Origin of the sequence: Gilvibacter sp., assembly GCF_013214815.1 — a bacterium.
Taxonomy (GTDB): Bacteria; Bacteroidota; Bacteroidia; order Flavobacteriales; family Flavobacteriaceae; genus Gilvibacter.
Map to the genome: position 1 here is coordinate 1 of NZ_JABSPU010000121.1, position 3357 is coordinate 3357.

Here is a 3357-nt window from a genome sequence, read left to right on the forward strand (position 1 = left end):
GATCACACGATCATCACTGGTCTTTAAAACTGGGTTGATCTCAAAAAGTGAAGAGTCTGAGTTCTCATACGCTTTGTACAAAGCAAAAACGAACTTGGTCATCTCTTTAAACGCCTTACCGCTCAAGCCTAGGTTAAAGGCAATACGACGCGCTTGGAAAGGAAGCAATCCGGTGTCTGGCTCTACAGTCTCTGTAAAGATCAATTCTGGTGTTTCCTCAGCAACGGCTTCAATGTCCATACCTCCTTGTGGAGAGTACATGATCATATTCTTACCTGCAGCACGATCCAAAAGTACACTCATATAGTATTCCTTTGGTTCTGAATCGCCTGGATAGTAAACATCTTCAGCAATTAAAACTTGGTGAACAGTTTTCCCTTCTGCAGAAGTCTGCGGAGTGATGAGTTGCATGCCTAAGATCTGATCGGAAATCTCGCGAACTTCATCCAAGTTCTTGGCCAATTTTACTCCGCCACCTTTTCCGCGACCCCCAGCGTGAACCTGTGCTTTGATCACGTGCCAACCGGTTCCGGTCTCCTCAGTTAATTTTTTTGCAGCATCAACAGCCTGCTCTGGAGTTTCGGCTACGTATCCTCTTTGGATCTGTACCCCGAAACTGTTTAATATTTCCTTGCCTTGATATTCGTGTAGATTCATATGCTCGGTCGTGTTTTTTTCTGTTTTGCAAAGGTAGCAAATGCGAACGGTCTGAACCAACAAATTTCAACTAGAAAATAGAACACTTATCGAAAGCTTAACACTTTTTTATCGACTCTGTCTTGCAGAAGATTTAACCGGCTTGCTTAATTTAGTGGGCTAAAATTTTAAAACAATGACAAATCAAGACCTTTTAACAGCTGTAGATCGCTTTGACAGCCCTTTGTATGTGTATGACGCCCAAATGATCGCGTCTCAATACAAACGCCTCACTGCAGCTTTTAAACAGGTGAAGAAACTCAAGATCCACTACGCGGTCAAGGCTTCCAGTAATTTGTCCATTTTAAAACTCATCAATGGGCTCGGCGCTGGTTTAGATACGGTTTCCATTCAAGAAGTCCTTTTGGGCTTAGAGGCCGGCGCAGATCCTAAAGACATAATATACACTCCTAACGGAGTTTCCTTTGAAGAGATCGAGCAAGTTGCTGCCAAAGGGGTGCAGATCAATATTGATAACCTCGCCATTTTAGAGCAGTTTGGAACGGCCCATCCTGATGTACCTGTTTGTATCCGTATCAATCCACACGTAATGGCTGGTGGTAACACCAACATTTCTGTGGGGCATATTGATAGCAAGTTTGGGATCAGCATCCACCAATTGCCACATATCTTGAGAATCGTGGAGAATACGGGAATGCACATCAACGGAATTCACATGCATACAGGAAGTGATATTTTGGACGTAGAGGTTTTTCTTTACGCTTCTGAGATCCTCTTTGAGACGGCGAAACACTTTAAGACTTTGGACTTTATCGACTTCGGAAGTGGATTCAAAGTACCCTATAAAGCGGGTGATATAGAAACCAATGTAGAAGAATTTGGAGAAAAGTTGAGCCAACGTTTTAATGAATTTGAGGCGGAATACGGCCGTCCGCTAACCCTATCCTTTGAACCAGGGAAGTTCTTAGTGAGTCAAGCCGGTCAATTCTTGGTGCGCGTAAATGCCATTAAGCAAACTACCTCAACAGTCTTTGCACAAGTCGATAGTGGTTTCAATCATTTGATCCGACCTATGCTATATGGAGCTCAGCATCAGATCAGAAACATCTCTAATGCTGAAGGTAAAGAGCGCTTCTACTCCGTGGTTGGGTATATCTGTGAAACAGACACCTTTGCCAACAACAGACGCATTTCTGAGATTTCTGAAGGCGATGTGTTGAGCTTTAGTAATGCCGGCGCCTATTGCTTTACTATGGCAAGCAATTACAACAGCCGTTACCGCCCTGCTGAAGCCTTATTCATTGATGGCGATTGGAAACTAATCCGCAAACGAGAAACTTTTGAGGATCTGCTCAGAAATCAAATAGTATAGATCATTCGTCCCGAGTAAGGACAATGGAATTCTGTGGGGTAATGGCGGTGATCTTTTCACCCAATTGCCCCACTGCCATTTTTATAGAATCGTCTGAAAGGAATTCGATAAAACCATACATGGTCCCAACAGTGCCTACTTCGGGTACATTCACATCTATTTCAACTGGATAAGGTTTAACGCTATAATCTACTGCGTAAGTCATATTCGCAGTAACCCCGTCCATGTCAAAAGCTTTGCCACCCATTGGGTTTCCTTCAATGATAAAGGTTATGTATCCTTCATTGTCAAAAACAATGCTTCCTACCTCTCCTTTGCTGTCGCCGGTCCACTTACCAATTAATTTTTCATTCTGAGCAGTTAGACTCAGTGAAAACGTCAAGAAGAGTAGCAATGCCAAATTTTTCATGGTTCAGATTTTTTTGTGAGCCTGAATTTAAGCAATTGCTTTTTACTAGAAGATGTTCAGGGAATCAAATCTTCCAGAAACAATGCTACTAGGATCTGTCTTGAACCAATCTTTTAGTAAGGAGGAATAGATCTGTCTAAAATCAACCTGCATGGCCAGATCTCCATCATTAAGGCGACTGAGGTCCGGCAACGCATTAAAAAAGCCTTGCTTTTTAAGGCCTCCACTGAGTAAGAATACCTTATTACCAGAGCCGTGATCTGTCCCTTGAGAGCCATTCTCCGCTACGCGTCGGCCAAATTCAGAAAAGATCATCACCGCAGTATCCGTCCAAAGGTTTTCTTTTTTTAACGTGTCCACCAACACGCCTACAGCATCATCCACTTGCGATAAAAGTCGTTGCTGCACCTGCTGTTGATTTACATGGGTGTCAAATCCACTCATAGAAGCATAGTAAACACTGCTGTCCAAACCGGCGCTCATCATTTGAGCAATGGTCTTGAGTTGCCCTCCCAGCTGAGTCTTTGGAAACTGACTGTGCCGCGGCATTCGATTTAATTGAGATTCTAAATAATCTGCAGCGTTTACCGTCTCTCTCACGGTTCTGTACAAAAACGCATGAATGACGAGGTGATGTTCGGCTTCGTGTTGTTCAAGTAAAAACTGATTCAATCTGCTCTTGGACATCTTGTTGAATTGCTTCACATTGCGAATCGCTAAGGCCTTTTGCTCCTCCCCTTTTAAAGCTAGGCTCAAACTACCATCAATTTCAATAGCCAAAGGATTCTGGCGGCTCCCCGCACACTGATGATCCAAATAACGACCCAACCAACCCGATTGCAAATACTAATCACAGTCTGAAGCGGTATGCCAAATATCCATACTTCTAAAATGCGACCGGTTTGGATTGGGGTATCCC

4 protein-coding genes are annotated in these 3357 nt (G+C 43.3%); 1 reads left to right on the forward strand and 3 read right to left on the reverse strand.

The genetic code is table 11. From position 1 onward, the window contains the following. A partial coding sequence (locus HRT75_RS14295; RefSeq protein WP_366665087.1) for an ATP-grasp domain-containing protein occupies window positions 1-657 on the reverse strand: 657 nt, incomplete at its 3' end. Window positions 658-832: 175 nt separating this feature from the next. Here HRT75_RS14295 and lysA point away from each other — a divergent pair. Then, window positions 833-2029 carry a diaminopimelate decarboxylase gene (gene lysA / locus HRT75_RS14300; RefSeq protein ID WP_291188165.1) on the forward strand — a complete coding sequence of 399 codons (1197 nt, stop codon included), beginning with the start codon at window positions 833-835 and terminating at the stop codon, window positions 2027-2029. A 1-nt stretch (window position 2030) separates the two neighbouring features. Here lysA and HRT75_RS14305 read toward each other — a convergent pair whose 3' ends face one another. Together HRT75_RS14305 and HRT75_RS14310 are read right to left on the reverse strand one after the other, a co-directional pair. Continuing rightward, entirely contained in the window at window positions 2031-2438 is a 408-nt protein-coding gene (locus tag HRT75_RS14305) for a hypothetical protein (protein WP_291188168.1), read from the reverse strand. 45 nt (window positions 2439-2483) lie between these two features. Beyond that, window positions 2484-3281 carry a DUF1501 domain-containing protein gene (locus tag HRT75_RS14310; RefSeq protein WP_291188172.1) on the reverse strand — a complete coding sequence of 266 codons (798 nt, stop codon included), beginning with the start codon at window positions 3279-3281 and terminating at the stop codon, window positions 2484-2486. Window positions 3282-3357: the final 76 nt, after the last annotated feature.